Below are 17,076 nucleotides of genomic sequence, written 5' to 3'. Positions count from 1 at the left end.
GTTAATAAAAAACAATCAATTTATGACCACAAAAACAATGAAAGAGAAAGCAACAGAATTGTTGCAGAGATGTGAAGTAGTTACCCTTGCTTCTGTGAATAAAGAAGGTTATCCCCGCCCTGTACCGATGAGCAAAATCCTGACAGAAGGAATTTCCACTATCTGGATGTCTACCGGAGCAGATTCACTAAAAACAATTGATTTCTTATCGAATCCGAAGGCAGGATTATGCTTTCAGGATAAAGGAGACAGCGTAGCGTTAACGGGGAAAGTGGAAGTTGTGACTGACGAAAAGATGAAGCAGGAACTTTGGCAGGACTGGTTTATCGATCATTTTCCCGGTGGCCCCACTGATCCCGGTTATGTCTTGTTGAAATTTGAATCGAATCATGCAACTTATTGGATTGAAGGAACATTTATCCATAAGAAACTCGACTAATTCTACTCGGAAAGATAGTGAAATAGTGAATTTTACGAGGCTGTTCAAGAACAGCCTCGTAATTCATTTAGAATTCAAATTTTTCTAATTTCATTTCAGCCAATTTCTGAATGATACCTACATATTGAGCGAAATGAGGAGATTTTTCGTGTGCTGCCAATACTTCGGCATTCTGCCAAGTTTCGCAAATCATGAAAACGTCAGGACGCGTGCTGCTTTCGAAAGTATCATAAGCAATGCATCCTTCTTCTTTTAAAGAACAGGCAGTCAGTTCTTTTGCCGCTTTTATCGCTTCTTCGCGGTTGGATTCGTTTACACGAACAAAAACATTTAATCTGATCATAGTCTTTTTTATTTATATAATTAAAAGAATTGCTTTCTCACAGTATCTGTGAAAAGTCGGAGGCAAAGATACTATTTTTCTATACTTCTGGTGAGTTTATTTCAAAATTTCATATAAACTTCATGTCATCCTAAAAAAACAATTATATTTGCATCTGAATTCTAAAAGCAATGATTTTGGGCACAATTCTTAAATTTGTTATAGCTTAATATTAGCCTCATAAACCACAGGCTAATTTCTTTCGTTTGAGTAGTTCTATACTTGAACAGGTTTTTCATTTTATCATTTTTATTATTCACTGCATCGTTTTTCAAAACTGATGCAATTAAGGTATTCAGGCTTTTAGTCCGGTTTATGCTAATCAGATGGGAGTGGTGGGTGCGTTGAGAATGAATGGAAAATTTCGTAAGAAATAGTAAGCTGAACATAGAAGAAGAAATAAAAAGGATTGAGCTTCAGACGGTTGATCCTTTGGATAGAATCAGGCAGATCATTGGTGTCGTACAGGTTTCACTGACCTCGCTGAAAATAGCTGTTGCCGGATATCAGTTTCGAAGTGCTGAAGAAGAGATTCTTTTCTTTAAAGTATCGAAACCGCAGATTTCCGGTCTGTTGATGTTTTATGTCCGTTTGTATCAGATTGAAAAGAATCGTATCGACAAATCTCTGTCATCCCAATGCAGATATCTGAAGATTGAATTGGAGAACCTGCAAAAATCATTTTTGAATAATGACTTTTATGAATATTACCGTGCCGGTCGAACAGAGCTTGATAACCGCTATTTTATTCGGGAGAATTATGATATTCTTTCTGATATACATTGTCATCTACTGGATAGAGATATTTCTTTTACCACCTTGCATGATTCGAGTGTTGCAGAAATTCTGGCGAATAATCGCTTGATAGAATATGTGTCGGAGGAAATAGAGCAGCTGACAGAGAAACTTCATCTTAAATTCACTTCCATTGTAGACAGTAAACTGTTGCAATGGACGGACAGTAAAGTTGCTTTGGTTGAGTTTATCTACGCCTTGTATGCAGGTAAATGCTTTAATAATGGAAATACGAGTTTGAAAGACATTGCTTTTTGTTGCGAAACACTGTTTAATATCGAGATAGGTGATTTTTATCGTATATTCTTGGAAATCAGGAATAGAAAGAAAAGCAGAACCCAATTTCTGGATAAGTTGAAAGAACAGATTATAAAGATGATGGATGAGCTTGACAGATAAATTTCAGGGCGTCTTGTGATATCTTGTGAATTATACAAATGGCTATTATCCAACTTTGCGGAGAAATATAATTGATTCACAAAGAAAGATAATCGCTTTTGTATAGTTATGGAAACAACATTTACATGGGAGATAAGGGTGAAGAATTGCCCCTTATTAATTAAGAAATGCAGTCACTGTGATAGTGACCGCTTTTATTGCAGTGATAAGTTCAGGATGAATGCACAGAAGAAAAACATTGATGTCTGGCTGATTTATAGATGTGTGAAATGTGATAACACTTGTAATATGACTCTGTTGTCACGAACTAAACCCGACTTGATTGATAAAAAGCTCTTTCACAGCTTTTCTATGAATGACAGGGAAGTTGCCTGGCAATATGCCTTTTCTGCCGGAGTGGCAAGTAGGAATAATCTTCAATTAGATTATGACAGTGTTGAATATGAGGTGATAAATACCGTCTCTTTAGAAGACATCCTGAATATGAGTAGTGAGATCATAAGTATCCAAGTCAAGTGTGATTTCGACTTGAGCCTTAAATTATCCTCATTGATAAAAAGATGTCTGCCTCTTTCCAGTACCCGCTTGAAGCTGCTGTTTGAAAAAGGGTATATTTCTTTACTTTCCGGCAAAACATCTTCCAAGTGTAAGGTAAAGAATGGCGATACTATTTTGATGGATCGAAAAAGCCTGATTGATTTCTTGGGATAAAATCGGTTTTACAGTTTTTTTTAATAGCTTTGTGAAATGATAATTCGCATTCTGTAAAAGAGGTTGTACTATTAAGATTGAAGATATGAAAAAGGTATGTTTATTAGCTTTTGTTTTGTTTACTTGGAGTATCGTTGTGAATGCACAGGAAAGTGATGGACGATACGTTGAAGTGACCGGTTCTTCTGAAATAGAAGTCGTTCCGGATGAGATTCATTTTCTGGTTCAGATTAAGGAGTATTGGCAAGAAGAATACACCGGTAAATCAAAAAAAGAAGAAGATTTTCATACGAAAGTGCCATTGGCAATGATAGAGAAAGATTTGCGTAAAAGTTTGCGCAAAATAGGAATAACGGATGATGCTATCCGCACACAGGAAATAGGAGATTATTGGCGTCAGAGAGGAAAGGAGTTTCTGATAGGTAAGCAATTGGATATCCGGCTTACGGATTTTGAGCAGATTAACTCTATTATTCGTTCAGTCAATACGTGGGGAATTGAGTCCATGCGCATCGGAGAACTCAAACATAAGGATTTGCCAATGTATCGGAAACAAGGTAAGATTGAAGCACTGAAGGCTGCCCGTGAGAAAGCATCTTATCTGGTGGAAGCGATGGGGCAGCAGTTGGGTGAAGTGATTCGTATCATCGAACCTGCCGATAATAACATAAGCCGTTATCTTCCTTTCGAAGCGCAGAGCAATGTAAGCATGGGTGCGGCAGCTACCGAGCAGTACCGGGTTATCAAGCTACGGTATGAAATGACGGCTCGTTTTGCCATTAAATAAAAATAGTCTATCTTTGTCGCATGACAAGAAATAATAAATCGGATTTGGTTTAGTAAACAATCTGTGTTTCTGATACAGATTGTCCTTTCGTTTGCTCTCGGATGATTCCTTCCGGGAGTACTCTTTATGTCTTTATAATTTCAATTTTTAACTTGCGTACAAGGGTGCTAAAAGTATCGTGGTGCTTTGTAACGTGTACGCTGTATACATTAAGATCATGAATAACGAAAATCAAACAATTCACAAATTCGACTTTAATTTAAACTGGTATGGCTGGAATGATAAACTAAGCCAACTAAAACAAGAATCACTCTACAGCACTCTTCCTCATGGACGTATATCCATAGTACATCGTACCTGCTACGAGGTCGTTTCCGAAAACGGATTGTTTCAGTGTGAACTCACGGGAAACATGATGTATGGGAAATCTGATGCTGAATTACCCTGTACGGGTGATTGGGTGCTTTTTCAACCATTTGATGAGAATAAAGGGATTATTGTCTATATGCTACCTCGTGAGCGGACATTGTATCGCAAGAAAAGTGGTACAGTTGCCGATAAGCAGGCCATTGCTTCTTACGTCGATAAAGCATTTATTGTGCAGAGTCTTGACGATAATTTCAATGTCCGCAGAGTAGAACGTTTTATGGTTCAGGTATTAGAAGAAAACATCAAGCCTGTATTGGTACTTAATAAATCCGATTTAGATTTTGACAGGCAGAGTGTTGAAGAACAAATAAATCATATCTCCAATCAGATACCCGTATTTTTTACGAGCATTCATCAACCCCAAACGATTCTCCGGTTGCGGGAATCCATATCAGAGGGAGAAACTGTTGTGTTTGTCGGTTCTTCGGGTGTCGGGAAAAGTTCTCTGGTAAATGCACTCTGTGAAAAAACGGTGTTGCTTACCTCCGATATAAGCCTGTCCACAGGAAAAGGCCGGCATACATCAACCCGTCGGGAAATGGTATTGATGAATGATTCGGGTGTTTTAATCGATACTCCGGGTGTGCGTGAATTTGGCTTGGTTATCGACAATCCAGACTCACTGGCCGAAGTACTTGAAATCTCTGACTATGCAGAATCGTGCCGTTTCAAAGATTGCAAGCATATCAACGAACCGGGTTGTGCTGTTTTAGAAGCAGTCAATAGCGGTGTGTTAGATTATAAAGTTTATGCAAGCTATCTGAAACTTCGCCGGGAAGCGTGGCACTTTTCAGCTTCCGAACATGAGAAACGTAAAAAGGAGAAGTCCTTTACAAAACTTGTAGAAGAAGTAAAGAATCGTAAGGCAAATCGCTGATTTCTATTTAAACGATGCAGGTATTGGAATTTATTTTTTTCTTTAAAAGAGCAAAAAAGTTTTAGTTGCGCAAAAAGGCTGCGCACCACTGCATCTATCTTTGTCGAAGAAACAAGAAAACAGGTCAAGTACGGGTTACTTCCATACATCCTGTTAAGATATTGACTCATACGATTATCAGTTTTCCTGTTTCGTAAAGGGGCAGTAGCTCAGTGGGTAGAGCATCATACATAATCTTGAGATTATCCTGATGAAAAAGGTCAATTAAGATTTACTTCTATCCTGTGACGGTCGTCGGTTCGACTCCGGCCTGCTCCACAAAAAATAAATATAGAGGTAGGACAGCAGCTTCGGGATTATCTGAAATGAGGTCAACCGGGGCTTACTTCTTAACGGTGGATAACGCTGGTTCGAATCCGGCCTGTTCTACCTCTTTTTATCAACTAAGGTCAAGGAAGACTTACTTCAAAACCGCAGGAATGCTCCATTGATTCACAGTCTTCCGATTACCTTACTTAAAAAAACAAAGTTATGAATAAAGATTTGTTGAAAGTGTCTATCAGGCAGAATGCAATCTATTTGCCTTTGATAGAAGAAGAGAAAAAGCAGGAAGAGTTGACTTCGACTACCATTGCATTGGTAGCCCAACTCCGTAAAGTAGGATATAGCTTGTCCGAAGAACTGCTGCATGCCATTAATCAGTTATATCCGGCTCAACAGATGATGATTCTTCAGGTGATGAAAGAAGCATTAGGCGTGACGCTAAACTGGTCTCCATTGGTGAAAGGGTGGGATGTACCTACCGGAGAAACGCGCTTGGATCATCTGGTTACATGGATCGCTAACCTGTTTAATAGCCAGAAAGGCGTTAAACTACCTTGCGGACACGTGATCCCTGATAATACATTCCCTATGGAACGATACAATGGTTGTCCGTTCTGCGGAACCCTGTTCCAAACGGCTACTACGGAATATTTCGGACAGGGAAGTAAACTGAAAGTGCTGGAACTTTGGCAGGACAAGGAGCTGAATGCTTTTTTCTGTGACTTGCTTGAATCGCGTACAGCTCTTGATGCCACACAAGCGGATAGCTTGAAAATAATGCTTGGCGAACTTCCGTTACCGGCAGTCGAAATCAAAATGAAGGAGACATTGATGTTGGTGATAGATACATTGGTGGAACAGGATAGAGCGCAGGAAGCGCAAATCTATTTCTCTACTCCGAATGATATATTGCGTTATCTGTGGTATAAGAAAACCGGATTCCTGCAAATCATAGAGCCTAAGACTATTATCCGTAAAACAGGTAGAAACAACACACATATATGTGGAGTTTTGGATAAAAGTCGTTCGGCAGCTCAAGCGAAGCGTGAGGAGTTGAAGTTGAAATATACGCGTCGTGAATGTAAAATGGTAGCTCTTTGGTTGAACAACCTGACAATGGCTCCGGAGAAGGCTTGCGAAATCATGCATCCGAAAAGAGAGATGTGGGTACGTATGATACGTGCGTTGCGTCTGGCGGAATATGCCCGTAAGCCGGAATTCGGAAATTTGAAGGAATTGATGGATATATTCTACCGCCAGGCATATACTGTGTGGCAAGGAGAAGTGGAGCGCAACCGTTTGAAGGCGGATGCGGAACAGACATTTGCTTTGTTAAAGCAGCGACCGGGTATGTTTGCACGTTCTTTATTTGCGAATATGCTTTGGTTCGGAGCTGAAGAGACGTTGGCTGCATTTAAAGAAGTAGTTCATTTGTTGCCGGCACGTTTGGTAGTTACTTTGGGTATGTATGCGGAGAACTACTTTGAACCGGGACATAAGAGAATGGTGAAACCTTTAGGGGGGAATGCTCTTTTGATAGAACCACATTATTTGGTGGGTCTGTATATGGAGGATCAGCTAAAAGCGATGGTGAAGGATGTACAGGATTTGTGTAAGGAAGTCGTAGCTGCCCGTTTTGCCAATGCAGCTGCCGAAAGTGAAAACAAAAGTATGTATATTGACCCTATGTTGTTCCATATCCCGTTGGCTATCGGCGATCGTAGTGAAACAATTCAGGATACTTCCTGTGCTTTGCAGGGAACGCGTTTCCCGGTAGAGGGGGATAAAGTGCGATTGTTTATGCAGTGGGGAAAAGGGCTTCCGGCACAGCATCTTGATATGGACTTGAGTTGTCATATCACTTTGCCTTCCACAACAGAAGTTTGTTCCTTCTTCAACTTGCAAGCTATTGGCGCTAAACATAGCGGGGATATCCGAAGTATTCCTAATAAGAAAGGTACTGCCGAATATATCGAGCTGGATTTGAATGAACTGAACCGTGTAGGTGCGGAATATGTCGCTTTCACTTGCAATGCATATAGCAATGGGACTATCTCTCCTAATCTGGTGGTAGGTTGGATGAACTCTGCCTATCCAATGAAGATATCGGAAAGAACAGGAGTAGCTTACGACCCTTCTTGTGTACAACATCAAGTACGTATTTCCCAAAGTTTGCAGAAAGGACTTGTTTTCGGAGTTCTGAAAGTGAAAGAACGGGAAATCGTTTGGCTGGAAATACCTTTTGGCGGACAGACTATTCTTTCTTTGGATACACAGACCATCGAAAAGTATCTGGATAAGCTGGAAGCGAAAACAACTGTCGGTGAACTGTTAGCTGTCAAAGCACAGGCGCAAGGCTTGAAGTTAGTTGATATTCCGGAAGCGGACGAGATATATACTCGTGAATGGGCATTGAATACTGCCGCTGTGACTAAATTACTGTTGGGTGATTAAATTCTTGGGAGGAATTGTCTTTTTCCTCCTAGGATTTAAAGGTCGTATCGCATAAAGTTATACCTTTGTATGCGATCAATTAATCGTCTGACAGCTGTTGAACTTTCGTCTGACAACTGTTATCTTTCCGTCTGACAACTGTCAGACGAAAAAGATACAGCTGTCAGACGATTATTTTTATATGAACTGAAGATTAAAGTTCAATGAACAGACGATTAAATATACGTAGTGAAAGTAATAAATGTATGAACTAATAAAAAGATATACTTATGAGTGCTCAATATGATTTGTATGAAACACCGGATCCTGACAGTACCGGAGAACAAAAGCCTTTGCATGCCCGTATCGTTCCAAATGGAACTTACTCGAAAAAAGAATTTCTGGAACGTGTATCTCGTTCTTCCCAGACTTTTAACTATAACGTGATAGATGCGGTAGTAGGAGTTGTATTGGATGAACTAGCCGAAACGTTAGCAGAGGGATATATCGTAGAACTTGGCGAACTCGGGCATTTCAGCATCTCTTTGAAATGTACGCATAAAGTAATGACTAAACGGGAGATTCGTGCCGAATCAATCTGTTTTGATAATGTGCATTTGCGTACTTCCAAAGAGTTCAAAAGGAAGATTAAGCGTGAAATAGAGTTGGAACGTGTGGATAAATCCAAACACTCTTCTCAAAAAGTGGAATTTTCTATGGAGCAACGCCAACAGCTTTTACAGGAATTTCTAAGGAAAAATGGTGGTATTACCCGATTGGAATATAGTAGCCTGACCGGACTTTCCCGGCTGAAAGCAATAGATGATTTGAATACTTTCATTGAGAAAGGGATTCTTCGTAAACGTGGAGCTGGAAGAACCGTGTTTTATGTCTGGCAACAGGAAGAATGATAATCAACTAAAAAATCCTCGTGCTGTTACTGACAGCTTTGTGTTTTTTGTCATTCACGGTAACACATATTAAGATGTATAACTTGCTGATTATTTTTCATACTGTTATATTTGTCCCGCTATTCTATTAATCAATAGAGGGAGAATGTATCAAAAGAAAAATATAAGGGTATATATAGCATGGATGTTATTCATGACATTCATTCCCTTCTTTGTAGTGAAGACCTTTCACTATCATGGAAGTGAGGATGAAAAGTCGTGTTCCCATGCAAAGCATTCTCACCAATCATCTGATGATTGTGCGATCTGCCAATACTCCCTTTCTTTCTTTACTGAACCTCAACCGATAGAATTTCATTGCACACTGACGCTCGTGCCCTACGAGCCGATTATTTACCAGGATAAGGTTGTTTGCAAACGAACTTATTCGCATCATTTACGCGGGCCTCCGGTCGCATGATTACATACTCATATTTTCAATGGAGATAGATTGGCTTTCAATCTATCCTTACATTCATTTTACACATTAAATAAAAGATTGTAATTGATGCGTATCGGAATTATTTCGGGCGTAATAGGGCTATTTGTAACCTTATCCGTCCATGCACAGAAATCCGATTCAATCAAGAGCATGCTTTTGCCTGATGTTGTGGTAACCGAAACGTACCAGCAACGTCAAGCGAAAAAGTCTGCCCTTACGGTTGATGTAGCCGATCAGGATTTTTTGCGCAAACATTTTACAGGAAACTTCATGCAGGCGATGGAGAATATTCCCGGAGTACAGGCAATGGATATTGGTTCGGGCTTCTCCAAACCGATGATTCGCGGAATGGGATTCAACCGGATTGCTGTATTGGAAAACGGAATCAAACAGGAAGGACAACAATGGGGAGCCGATCACGGACTAGAACTGGATGCTTTCAATATCGGAGCAGTCAATGTATTGAAAGGACCCTCTTCACTGCTCTATGGCAGTGATGCAATGGGAGGAGTGATTGATGTTGTTCCGTCGGCTGTTCCTGCTGATAATCGTGTATTCGGAGATGTCACACTGCTGGGTAAATCAGTCAATGGAACCATCGGAGGATCACTGATGCTGGGAATCAGGAAGAATGCCTGGTACTCCCATATTCGTTATTCGGAACAACATTTCGGTGACTATCGTATTCCGACGGATTCTATTGTCTACCTGACACAAAGAATTCCCATATATGGGCGTAAACTCAAGAATACAGCAGGCATTGAACGCAATATCGGACTTTTTACCCAATATCAACGAAGAGCCTATAAAGCGAATTATGCTGTGAGTAATGTATATCAAAAGACGGGATTCTTTCCGGGGGCACATGGCATACCCGATGCGTCACGTGTGGAAGATGATGGCGACAGCCGTAATATTGAATTGCCATTCAGTAAAGTGAATCACCTGAAAGTGACCACCCACCAGCAATATGCATGGGAGAAACTGATCTTGTCAGGCGATTTAGGTTTCCAGAACAATCACCGTGAAGAGTGGAGTGCTTTCCATACTCACTATGGTTCGCAACCCGCACCGGAGAAAGACCCCGACAAGGAACTTGCTTTTAATCTGAACACTTTCAGTGCTTCGGTGAAAGCTCGTTTTATTGGTTCTTCTTCGTGGGAACATACATTGGGGTGGGATGGACAACATCAACGGAATGACATTTCCGGCTATTCATTTTTACTGCCTGAATATCGCCGTTCCACTACCGGAATGCTTTGGCTTACGACATACAGACCCAACAATGTGTTTTCCGTCAGCGGAGGAGTGCGATATGACTACGGATATATGAATATCTCTTCGCATGAAGATACTTACCTTGCCGATTATCTTCGGAAACAGGGCTATGATCCGGAACAGATAGACTTCTACAAGTGGAACAGTCACTCTGTGAATAAGCACTACGGTGATTATTCTCTTTCTCTGGGATTGGTATGGACTCCCTCCGACAAGCATCTGGTAAAGGTGAATATCGGGCGTAGTTTCCGCCTGCCCGGTGCGAATGAGTTGGCTGCCAACGGTGTACATCACGGCACTTTCCGCCATGAACAGGGAGATGCAAACCTAAAGTCCGAACAAGGCTGGCAACTGGACGCTTCTTATCATCTGAAGTACCGGGGAATTTCTTTCTCCGTCTCTCCATTTGTCAGTTGGTTCAGCAATTACATCTTTCTGCGTCCTACCGGAGAGTGGTCTGTATTGCCTCATGCCGGACAAATCTATCGTTATACCGGAGCAGAAGCGCTATTTGCAGGAACTGAAGCTACCGTAGATGTTGATTTTCTGCGCAACTTCAATTATCGGATTTCCGCTGAATACGTTTACACCTATAATTGTGATGAACATATTCCATTGAGTTTCTCGCCACCTCCTGTTATGCGTAATACATTAACCTGGCAAAAGAATCGGTATATGGTATATGCAGAATGGCAGAGCATTGCCCGGCAAAATAGAGTGGACCGTAACGAAGACCGTACAGCCGGAGCAAATCTCTTTCATCTGGGTGGTTCATTGAATATTCCGATAGGTGGAAACAATGAGATTGAAATAACCCTGACCGCCCGGAATATATTCGATACCCGATATTACAATCATCTTAGTTTTTACAGGAAAGTTGAAATCCCCGAACCGGGACGTAACTTCCAGATATTAATCAAAGTTCCATTTAAAAAATTACTGAAATGAAAAATAAATTTTATCTCCCAATGATTAGCCTTTTGGCAACAGTTACTTTCATGTTTTCCTCTTGTGATAATGATGACTCCAGTGATACGACCAAACCTCTGATTGAACTTCACGAACCGGAAGAAGGTCAGGCTTTGGAGATAGGAAACGAACATGGGGTTCATTTTGAAATGGATTTGTCGGATGATGTCATGCTGAAATCCTATAAGATTGAAATTCATAGTAATTTCGACCACCATTCACACGGAGGTAATAGCAGGGCTGCACAGGAAACAGTAGATTTTAGTTTCAACAGATCCTACGATGTGTCCGGACAGAAAACCGCCCATATTCATCATCACGATATTGTAATACCGGCCAATGCTACTGCAGGAGATTATCATTTGATGGTTTATTGCACGGATGCCGCAGGTAACGAATCTTATATCGCACGCAATATCAAATTGAGTAATGAGGTGGAAGACGAAGACCATCACCATGATGAATAAGACAACTTGCTGAACACGGAGAAATCCCCTTTATTTTAGCCTGACTTGTAAGTCGGAAAGGCTGAAAGAAAGGGGATTTCTTTATATGGAAACCGTCGTATATCAAAAAGTCTTCCGTACTTCTCTTGGAGACATCCCGAAATGGGCTCTCACATACTTTCCGAAGAAAGAAATATTGGGGAAATTCAGTTCGTCAGAGATCTCTTTGATCGATTTCTCGGAGTGTTTCAACATATACCTGATATTTTCCGTCGTATAGTCATGTATCCATTTCAAAGCCGTTTTCTGACTGGCAACTTTACAGGCATAAGATAAATATTTAGGAGTGACACACAGCTCTTTGGCATAGTATGCCACTGAACGTTCTTTTCCTTTAGTCTGCTCCAGTAATTTCATAAAGTTCTTGAATAGAATATCTCCCTGTCTCATCAGATTATCTTCGTCAGATGATATGAGCTTATCCAAATCCACCAGCAATTCGTAAAGGGCAGCTTGCAGGAGAGAACGCATAATCTCTTTATGATAGATGTGTGGCGGTTGGTTGACTTTCAGTTTAATCAATTCATAGTAATGTTCAAAACTGTTCTGTTTTTCTTCATTCAGATGTATAATGGGATTTTTGCTGATATATAAGGCTTTGTTCCAGATATTCCTGCTGTTGAAAAAGAAATGTTGGAGAATGCGTTCGGAGAATCCCACTATTTTTCCTTCAAAATCCGGACTAAGCATGTAATTGTTGCATAAAATATTGGGACGGCAAAACAAAAGATCGTTCGAATGAACCACATACGTATTACTGTTGACATCCAGTTGCAACTTACCTTTGATACACATGATAATAATCAGCATATTCAGTTGTATGGTAGAATTATCATTGTAGGGCAGTTCCCTGATATCATCTGCAATAGCAATGTCTCCGTCCATATAATTCAGTAGACCAACCAAGGCTTCCTCATTTTTGATATTATCCATATTTATCTCATGGATAATATTGCTCTCTTTCATTTCCATTGTTCCATTCTTACTTATTATTTCTGCAAATATGGTCATTATTTCCAAAGATGATGCGTCCGATTTGGCGGAGATAGTGTTCTGTTTTTCTTATTAGGCATATCTTCTTGAAAAATGGAACACTTGCTGGCTTTTAAAGAACACTGCAACTGTTCGAAAAATCTACATCTTCGCAGGCGAAAAAAGAAAATGATGTAATCAGTAAAATGAAAACTAAAATGAAACAGAGCTATTATTGGGTAACATTAGTGTTCGGCATGCTATTGATGGGATGCAAACAAACAGGAGAGACGACAGAGATGGAACCTGTGAAGGTAAAAGTAGTGACGATGGAAGAAATCCCGTTGAATGGCACGCAGGGATTTTCGGGGACTATCGAAGAAATGACAGGTTCTACTTTGAGTTTCCCGGTGGGAGGAACGATAGGGCAGATAGCGGTAACAGTTGGTCAGCGGGTTGCGAAAGGAGCAATCATTGCTACGGTAGACGAGTCTACTTTGCAGAACACTTATAATGCATCTGCCGCGTTGCTTGCTCAAGCCGAAGATGCTTATCAGCGGTTGAAACAGTTGCACGACAATGGCAGTCTGCCTGAAATACAGTGGGTGGAGGCACAGAGTAAATTGAAACAGGCGGCTGCTTCCGAACAGATTGCCAGAAAGAGTCTGGACGATTGCCGGTTGTGTGCACTGTTTAGCGGTATTATTTCAGAAAAGAGTGTGGAAACCGGACAGAATGTGATGCCGGGAATGCCGGTTGTAAAACTGGTCACTATTCATCAGGTGAAAGTCAAAGTGGCTGTACCCGAGAATGAAATAGCACAAGTCAGGATTGGACAGACTGCCCGGATTATGGTTCCTGCGTTGGATAATCGGGTGTTTGAAGGCAGTATCATTGAGAAAGGAGTAGCGGCAAATGCTTTGTCCCGTTCGTATGAAGTAAAAGTTTTGGTAGATAATCCGGAACAGGTATTGATGCCGGGTATGATTTGTCAGATGTATATGAATAAATCGGAGGGAGAAGCGAAGGCATTTGTGCTGCCGGTTCAGGTTGTTCAGCTGGATGAAAATAACCGTTCGTTTGTGTGGGTGAATACACACGGGAGAGCAGAAAAAAGAATGGTGCAGACAGGAGAACTGACCGATCGGGGAGTAGTGATTAAAAACGGACTGACTTCCGGAGATGAAGTGATTGTTGAAGGACAGCAGAAAGTAAGTGTGCAGACACGGATTACAACGGAAAAATGAAAAAGGAAATGAAGACAAAGAAGCGTAGCGTCGTTGAGTGGGCGATGCATTACCGGCAGGTTATTATTTTGATTACCTGTTGTTTGATGGCATTTGGAGTCTACGGACTGTCTGAGATGAAAAAGAATGAGTTTCCCGATTTTACGATCCGGCAGGGAGTTGTTGCCGCTGTGTATCCGGGAGCTACTGCTGCGGAAATGGAAGAGCAGGTGGCGAAGCCTTTGGAAAACTATATATTCAGTTATAAAGAGGTGAAGAAAGCAAAAACTCATTCTACCTGTAAGGATGGCATGGTGATTATTCAGGTACAGTTGAATGATGACTTGAATAATAAAGATGAGTTTTGGAGCAAGTTTAAACATGGAGTCGGGCAGTTTAAGAGTGAATTGCCGCAAGGAGTGTTGGCTGTTCAGGTGATGGATGATTTTGGCGATACGTCGGCTTTGCTGGTTACGATGGAGAGCGGAGACAAAACCTATCGCGAACTGAACACTTATATGGACGGGCTGAAAGACAGATTGAGAAGGATAGAAAGTGTAGGACGGCTGAACACGTACGGTATGCAGCAAGAACAGATTTCGATCTATCTCGATAGTGACCGTCTGTCTCATTACGGAATTAACGACCAAACCCTTGCAATAACCCTGTTTACAAAAGGGTTTACGACCACTGCCGGACGGATAAAAACTGACGACTACATCTCTCCCGTTTATATTGCTAAATCTCTGAATACACTGCGGGATGTGCAGGAGATGATTGTTTATTCCGATCCGATGGGAAATACGGTTCGCCTGAAAGATATAGCAAGAGTTGTAAAAGAATACCCTGTACCGGAATCGGTAATTACGAACAATGGTAAAAAATGCCTGCTTCTTAGTGTGGAAATGAAGAAGGATAAGAACATTGTCCGTATGGGTAATGAGGTGAAAGAAGTGCTGGCGGAATATGAGAAAACCTTACCGTCGGACGTGCAACTGTTTAAGATTACCGACCAAAGTAAGGTAGTGAACGACAGTGTAATCACTTTTCTGAAAGAACTGTTGATTGCCGTTATTGCTGTGATTATTGTAGTAATGCTGTTGATGCCGTTCAGAGTGGCGATGGTAGCGGCATCCACCATCCCCGTCACTATATTTATTTCTCTGGGCTTATTCTACGCTTTTGGCATTGAATTGAATACGGTAACATTGGCAGCACTGATCGTTACATTGGGAATGATTGTGGATAACTCTATTGTGATAATCGATAGCTATCTGGAAAAAATATCGGAAGGAATGTCCCGTTGGCATGCCTCTATTGAGAGTGCCACTCATTTCTTCAAATCCATATTTTCGGCAACTTTAGCTATCAGTATTACTTTCTTCCCGTTCCTGTTTACAATGACGGGCATGACGCATGACTTCCTGATGAGCTTTCCGTGGGCTACTACCTTGATACTGATGATTTCATTGCTGGTTGCCGAACTGTTGGTTCCTTTTCTGCAGTTTTACTTTATCCGGAAGCCTGTTAAAAGTGAGTTCCCGGAGGGCGGAAAGAAGAAATTTTCTTTTTTGGACAGCTTGCAGACTGGATACAACTGGCTCTTGGATAAATGTTTCGCTTATCCACGGATAACGATTGGTTTAGGGGTACTTTCTGTTGTTGTAGGCATCGTGCTGGTGGGAAGTTTGCCGCAAAAGCTGATGCCTACCGCAGAGCGGGATCAGTTTGCCGTAGAGATTTATATGCCAACCGGCACGGCAGTAGAGAAAACGACACAGGTAGCAGATAGCCTGGAGCATATTCTCCGTCAGGATTCCCGGGTGTTATCGGTAGCTTCTTTTAAAGGTACTTCTTCACCCCGTTTCCAAAACTCGTATGCACCACAAATGGGAGGAAGCAACTTTGCCCAATTTATCGTGAATACGACCGGAGTAGATGCCACACTGGAACTTCTGGATGAATATACTCCCCGATATTCGGGTTATTTTCCGGAAGCCGTAGTGCGTTTCAAACAATTAGGATATAGTGAGGCGGTCAATCCTGTGGAAGTGCGTATCAGTGGCGACAGCCTTTCCGTATTGAAGGATGAGGCCGACAGAATTGTGGAGATCCTGCGTACAATGCCGGAACTGGAACTGGTGCGGACTAACTTCAATGAACCGTTGGCGGCTACCCGGATTGAACTGGATGAAGATGAATCCATCCGGCTGGGAATAACGAACGCTTCATTGGAAACGGCACTTGCTATGCGCTACGGAAGTGGTTTCCCCGTTGCCACTACCTGGGAAGGCGATTATGATATCAATATTGTGCTGAAAAGCACCAAGGCAGACTCTGCCCGCTATCAGGACCTCGGAGACGAGCGGATTGCCGCATCCGGCGGACTGGCGACTGTACCTTTACGACAGATTGCAAAGATTGTTCCTGTATGGAACGATGGACAGATTGTACGCCGCAATGGAATCAGGACCATTACTGTAATGGCGGAAGTAGGCCGTGAAATAAACGTGATGAATGCAACCGCCAAAGTGCAGGAGAAGTTGTCCGGTTTATCTTTGCCGGAGGGAGTGACATTGACTTATGGCGGTGAGCTGGAAGAAAATGAAGAGCAGATGCCTAATATCATGGCCGGACTCTGCATTGCTGTTGTGATTATTTTCTTCATTCTTCTTTGGCACTTTAAACGTATCAGTACGGCAGTTATGATGTTGATGTGCCTGACGCTTTGCCTATTCGGTACGGCTATCGGTATTCTGATACAGGGTGTCGACTTTGGTGTGACTTGCGTGTTGGGAATTGTCAGCCTGATGGGAATCCTGGTACGTAACGGCATCATTATGATCGACTATGCCGAAGAGCTTCGGAATAATGAAAGAATGACAGCGCATCAGGCTATTTATCATTCGGCACAACGGCGTATGCGCCCTATCTTCCTGACATCGGCAGCTGCTTCTATGGGAGTCATTCCGATGATATTGGGAGGCAGCGGACTGTGGATGCCGATGGGGACCGTTATTTTTTATGGCACACTGATTACAATGGTGTTTATTCTGACTGTGATGCCGGTATGTTACTGGTTGATGATGAGCGGAACAACGCGGAAACGCAGTCGGTCTGCCAAACTGGAATTGGAATAATTAAATGAAGAACAAAA

General features: G+C 41.7%; 14 protein-coding genes and 1 tRNA gene. 13 read left to right on the top strand and 2 right to left on the bottom strand.

The features are described 5' to 3' along the window. Positions 1 to 22 precede the first annotated feature (22 nt). On the top strand, positions 23 to 439 hold the full coding sequence (locus tag CJF29_RS15645; protein WP_004304104.1) for a pyridoxamine 5'-phosphate oxidase family protein: 417 nt from the start codon (positions 23 to 25) through the stop codon (positions 437 to 439). A gap of 67 nt (positions 440 to 506) precedes the next feature. Here the strand turns inward: CJF29_RS15645 and CJF29_RS15640 are convergent, their stop codons facing one another. Beyond that, positions 507 to 782 carry a putative quinol monooxygenase gene (locus CJF29_RS15640; RefSeq protein WP_004297114.1) on the bottom strand — a complete coding sequence of 92 codons (276 nt, stop codon included), beginning with the start codon at positions 780 to 782 and terminating at the stop codon, positions 507 to 509. 393 nt (positions 783 to 1,175) lie between these two features. On the opposite strand from CJF29_RS15640, the gene CJF29_RS15635 reads away from it, so the two are divergent. From CJF29_RS15635 to CJF29_RS15590, 10 genes are all read left to right on the top strand, one after another. Next, a complete protein-coding gene (locus CJF29_RS15635; RefSeq protein ID WP_099147197.1) occupies positions 1,176 to 2,015 on the top strand; it encodes an RteC domain-containing protein in 840 nt (279 codons plus the stop codon). Between the two features lie 108 nt (positions 2,016 to 2,123). Beyond that, positions 2,124 to 2,726, top strand: coding sequence for a DUF1062 domain-containing protein (locus CJF29_RS15630; RefSeq protein WP_004304101.1), 603 nt, complete (start codon positions 2,124 to 2,126; stop codon positions 2,724 to 2,726). Positions 2,727 to 2,811: 85 nt separating this feature from the next. Next, positions 2,812 to 3,513, top strand: coding sequence for an SIMPL domain-containing protein (locus tag CJF29_RS15625; RefSeq protein ID WP_004304099.1), 702 nt, complete (start codon positions 2,812 to 2,814; stop codon positions 3,511 to 3,513). 217 nt (positions 3,514 to 3,730) lie between these two features. After that, entirely contained in the window at positions 3,731 to 4,819 is a 1,089-nt protein-coding gene (gene rsgA, locus CJF29_RS15620) for a ribosome small subunit-dependent GTPase A (protein ID WP_004311209.1), read from the top strand. A gap of 198 nt (positions 4,820 to 5,017) precedes the next feature. Next, positions 5,018 to 5,137: transfer RNA gene (locus CJF29_RS15615), tRNA-OTHER, on the top strand. Positions 5,138 to 5,350: 213 nt separating this feature from the next. Continuing rightward, on the top strand, positions 5,351 to 7,597 hold the full coding sequence (locus tag CJF29_RS15610) for a hypothetical protein (RefSeq protein ID WP_004311208.1): 2,247 nt from the start codon (positions 5,351 to 5,353) through the stop codon (positions 7,595 to 7,597). A gap of 269 nt (positions 7,598 to 7,866) precedes the next feature. Further along, positions 7,867 to 8,487 (top strand): DNA-binding protein, encoded by a 621-nt coding sequence (locus tag CJF29_RS15605; protein WP_074557967.1) that lies wholly within the window; start codon positions 7,867 to 7,869, stop codon positions 8,485 to 8,487. 145 nt (positions 8,488 to 8,632) lie between these two features. Further along, a complete protein-coding gene (locus tag CJF29_RS15600; RefSeq protein ID WP_004297096.1) occupies positions 8,633 to 8,947 on the top strand; it encodes a hypothetical protein in 315 nt (104 codons plus the stop codon). 87 nt (positions 8,948 to 9,034) lie between these two features. After that, positions 9,035 to 11,194, top strand: coding sequence for a TonB-dependent receptor (locus CJF29_RS15595; RefSeq protein WP_099147196.1), 2,160 nt, complete (start codon positions 9,035 to 9,037; stop codon positions 11,192 to 11,194). Next, the gene (locus CJF29_RS15590; RefSeq protein WP_004309723.1) at positions 11,191 to 11,682 is read left to right on the top strand and encodes a DUF4625 domain-containing protein; all 492 of its coding nucleotides are present in this window, start codon (positions 11,191 to 11,193) and stop codon (positions 11,680 to 11,682) included. Before CJF29_RS15595 ends, CJF29_RS15590 begins: the two co-directional genes overlap by 4 nt. Positions 11,683 to 11,784: 102 nt before the next feature. Here the strand turns inward: CJF29_RS15590 and CJF29_RS15585 are convergent, their stop codons facing one another. Continuing rightward, on the bottom strand, positions 11,785 to 12,693 hold the full coding sequence (locus CJF29_RS15585) for a helix-turn-helix domain-containing protein (protein ID WP_175486893.1): 909 nt from the start codon (positions 12,691 to 12,693) through the stop codon (positions 11,785 to 11,787). Positions 12,694 to 12,911: 218 nt separating this feature from the next. On the opposite strand from CJF29_RS15585, the gene CJF29_RS15580 reads away from it, so the two are divergent. Further along, positions 12,912 to 13,940 carry an efflux RND transporter periplasmic adaptor subunit gene (locus tag CJF29_RS15580; RefSeq protein WP_099147203.1) on the top strand — a complete coding sequence of 343 codons (1,029 nt, stop codon included), beginning with the start codon at positions 12,912 to 12,914 and terminating at the stop codon, positions 13,938 to 13,940. An 8-nt stretch (positions 13,941 to 13,948) separates the two neighbouring features. After that, positions 13,949 to 17,059 carry an efflux RND transporter permease subunit gene (locus CJF29_RS15575; RefSeq protein WP_099147202.1) on the top strand — a complete coding sequence of 1,037 codons (3,111 nt, stop codon included), beginning with the start codon at positions 13,949 to 13,951 and terminating at the stop codon, positions 17,057 to 17,059. Positions 17,060 to 17,076 lie beyond the last annotated feature (17 nt).

Origin of the sequence: Bacteroides celer (genome assembly GCF_002632415.2) — a bacterium.
Taxonomy (GTDB): Bacteria; Bacteroidota; Bacteroidia; order Bacteroidales; family Bacteroidaceae; genus Bacteroides.
This window is presented reverse-complemented; position numbering and strand designations above follow the sequence as displayed.

Coding starts and splice junctions, on each gene's coding strand:
- CJF29_RS15635 (WP_099147197.1), top strand. CDS start 1,176: ATGGAAAATTTCGTAAGAAATAGTAAGCTGAACATAGAAGAAGAAATA.
- CJF29_RS15625 (WP_004304099.1), top strand. CDS start 2,812: ATGAAAAAGGTATGTTTATTAGCTTTTGTTTTGTTTACTTGGAGTATC.
- CJF29_RS15605 (WP_074557967.1), top strand. CDS start 7,867: ATGAGTGCTCAATATGATTTGTATGAAACACCGGATCCTGACAGTACC.
- rsgA (WP_004311209.1), top strand. CDS start 3,731: ATGAATAACGAAAATCAAACAATTCACAAATTCGACTTTAATTTAAAC.
- CJF29_RS15610 (WP_004311208.1), top strand. CDS start 5,351: ATGAATAAAGATTTGTTGAAAGTGTCTATCAGGCAGAATGCAATCTAT.
- CJF29_RS15600 (WP_004297096.1), top strand. CDS start 8,633: ATGTATCAAAAGAAAAATATAAGGGTATATATAGCATGGATGTTATTC.
- CJF29_RS15645 (WP_004304104.1), top strand. CDS start 23: ATGACCACAAAAACAATGAAAGAGAAAGCAACAGAATTGTTGCAGAGA.
- CJF29_RS15585 (WP_175486893.1), bottom strand. CDS start 12,693: ATGGAAATGAAAGAGAGCAATATTATCCATGAGATAAATATGGATAAT.
- CJF29_RS15575 (WP_099147202.1), top strand. CDS start 13,949: ATGAAGACAAAGAAGCGTAGCGTCGTTGAGTGGGCGATGCATTACCGG.
- CJF29_RS15595 (WP_099147196.1), top strand. CDS start 9,035: ATGCGTATCGGAATTATTTCGGGCGTAATAGGGCTATTTGTAACCTTA.
- CJF29_RS15590 (WP_004309723.1), top strand. CDS start 11,191: ATGAAAAATAAATTTTATCTCCCAATGATTAGCCTTTTGGCAACAGTT.
- CJF29_RS15580 (WP_099147203.1), top strand. CDS start 12,912: ATGAAACAGAGCTATTATTGGGTAACATTAGTGTTCGGCATGCTATTG.
- CJF29_RS15630 (WP_004304101.1), top strand. CDS start 2,124: ATGGAAACAACATTTACATGGGAGATAAGGGTGAAGAATTGCCCCTTA.
- CJF29_RS15640 (WP_004297114.1), bottom strand. CDS start 782: ATGATCAGATTAAATGTTTTTGTTCGTGTAAACGAATCCAACCGCGAA.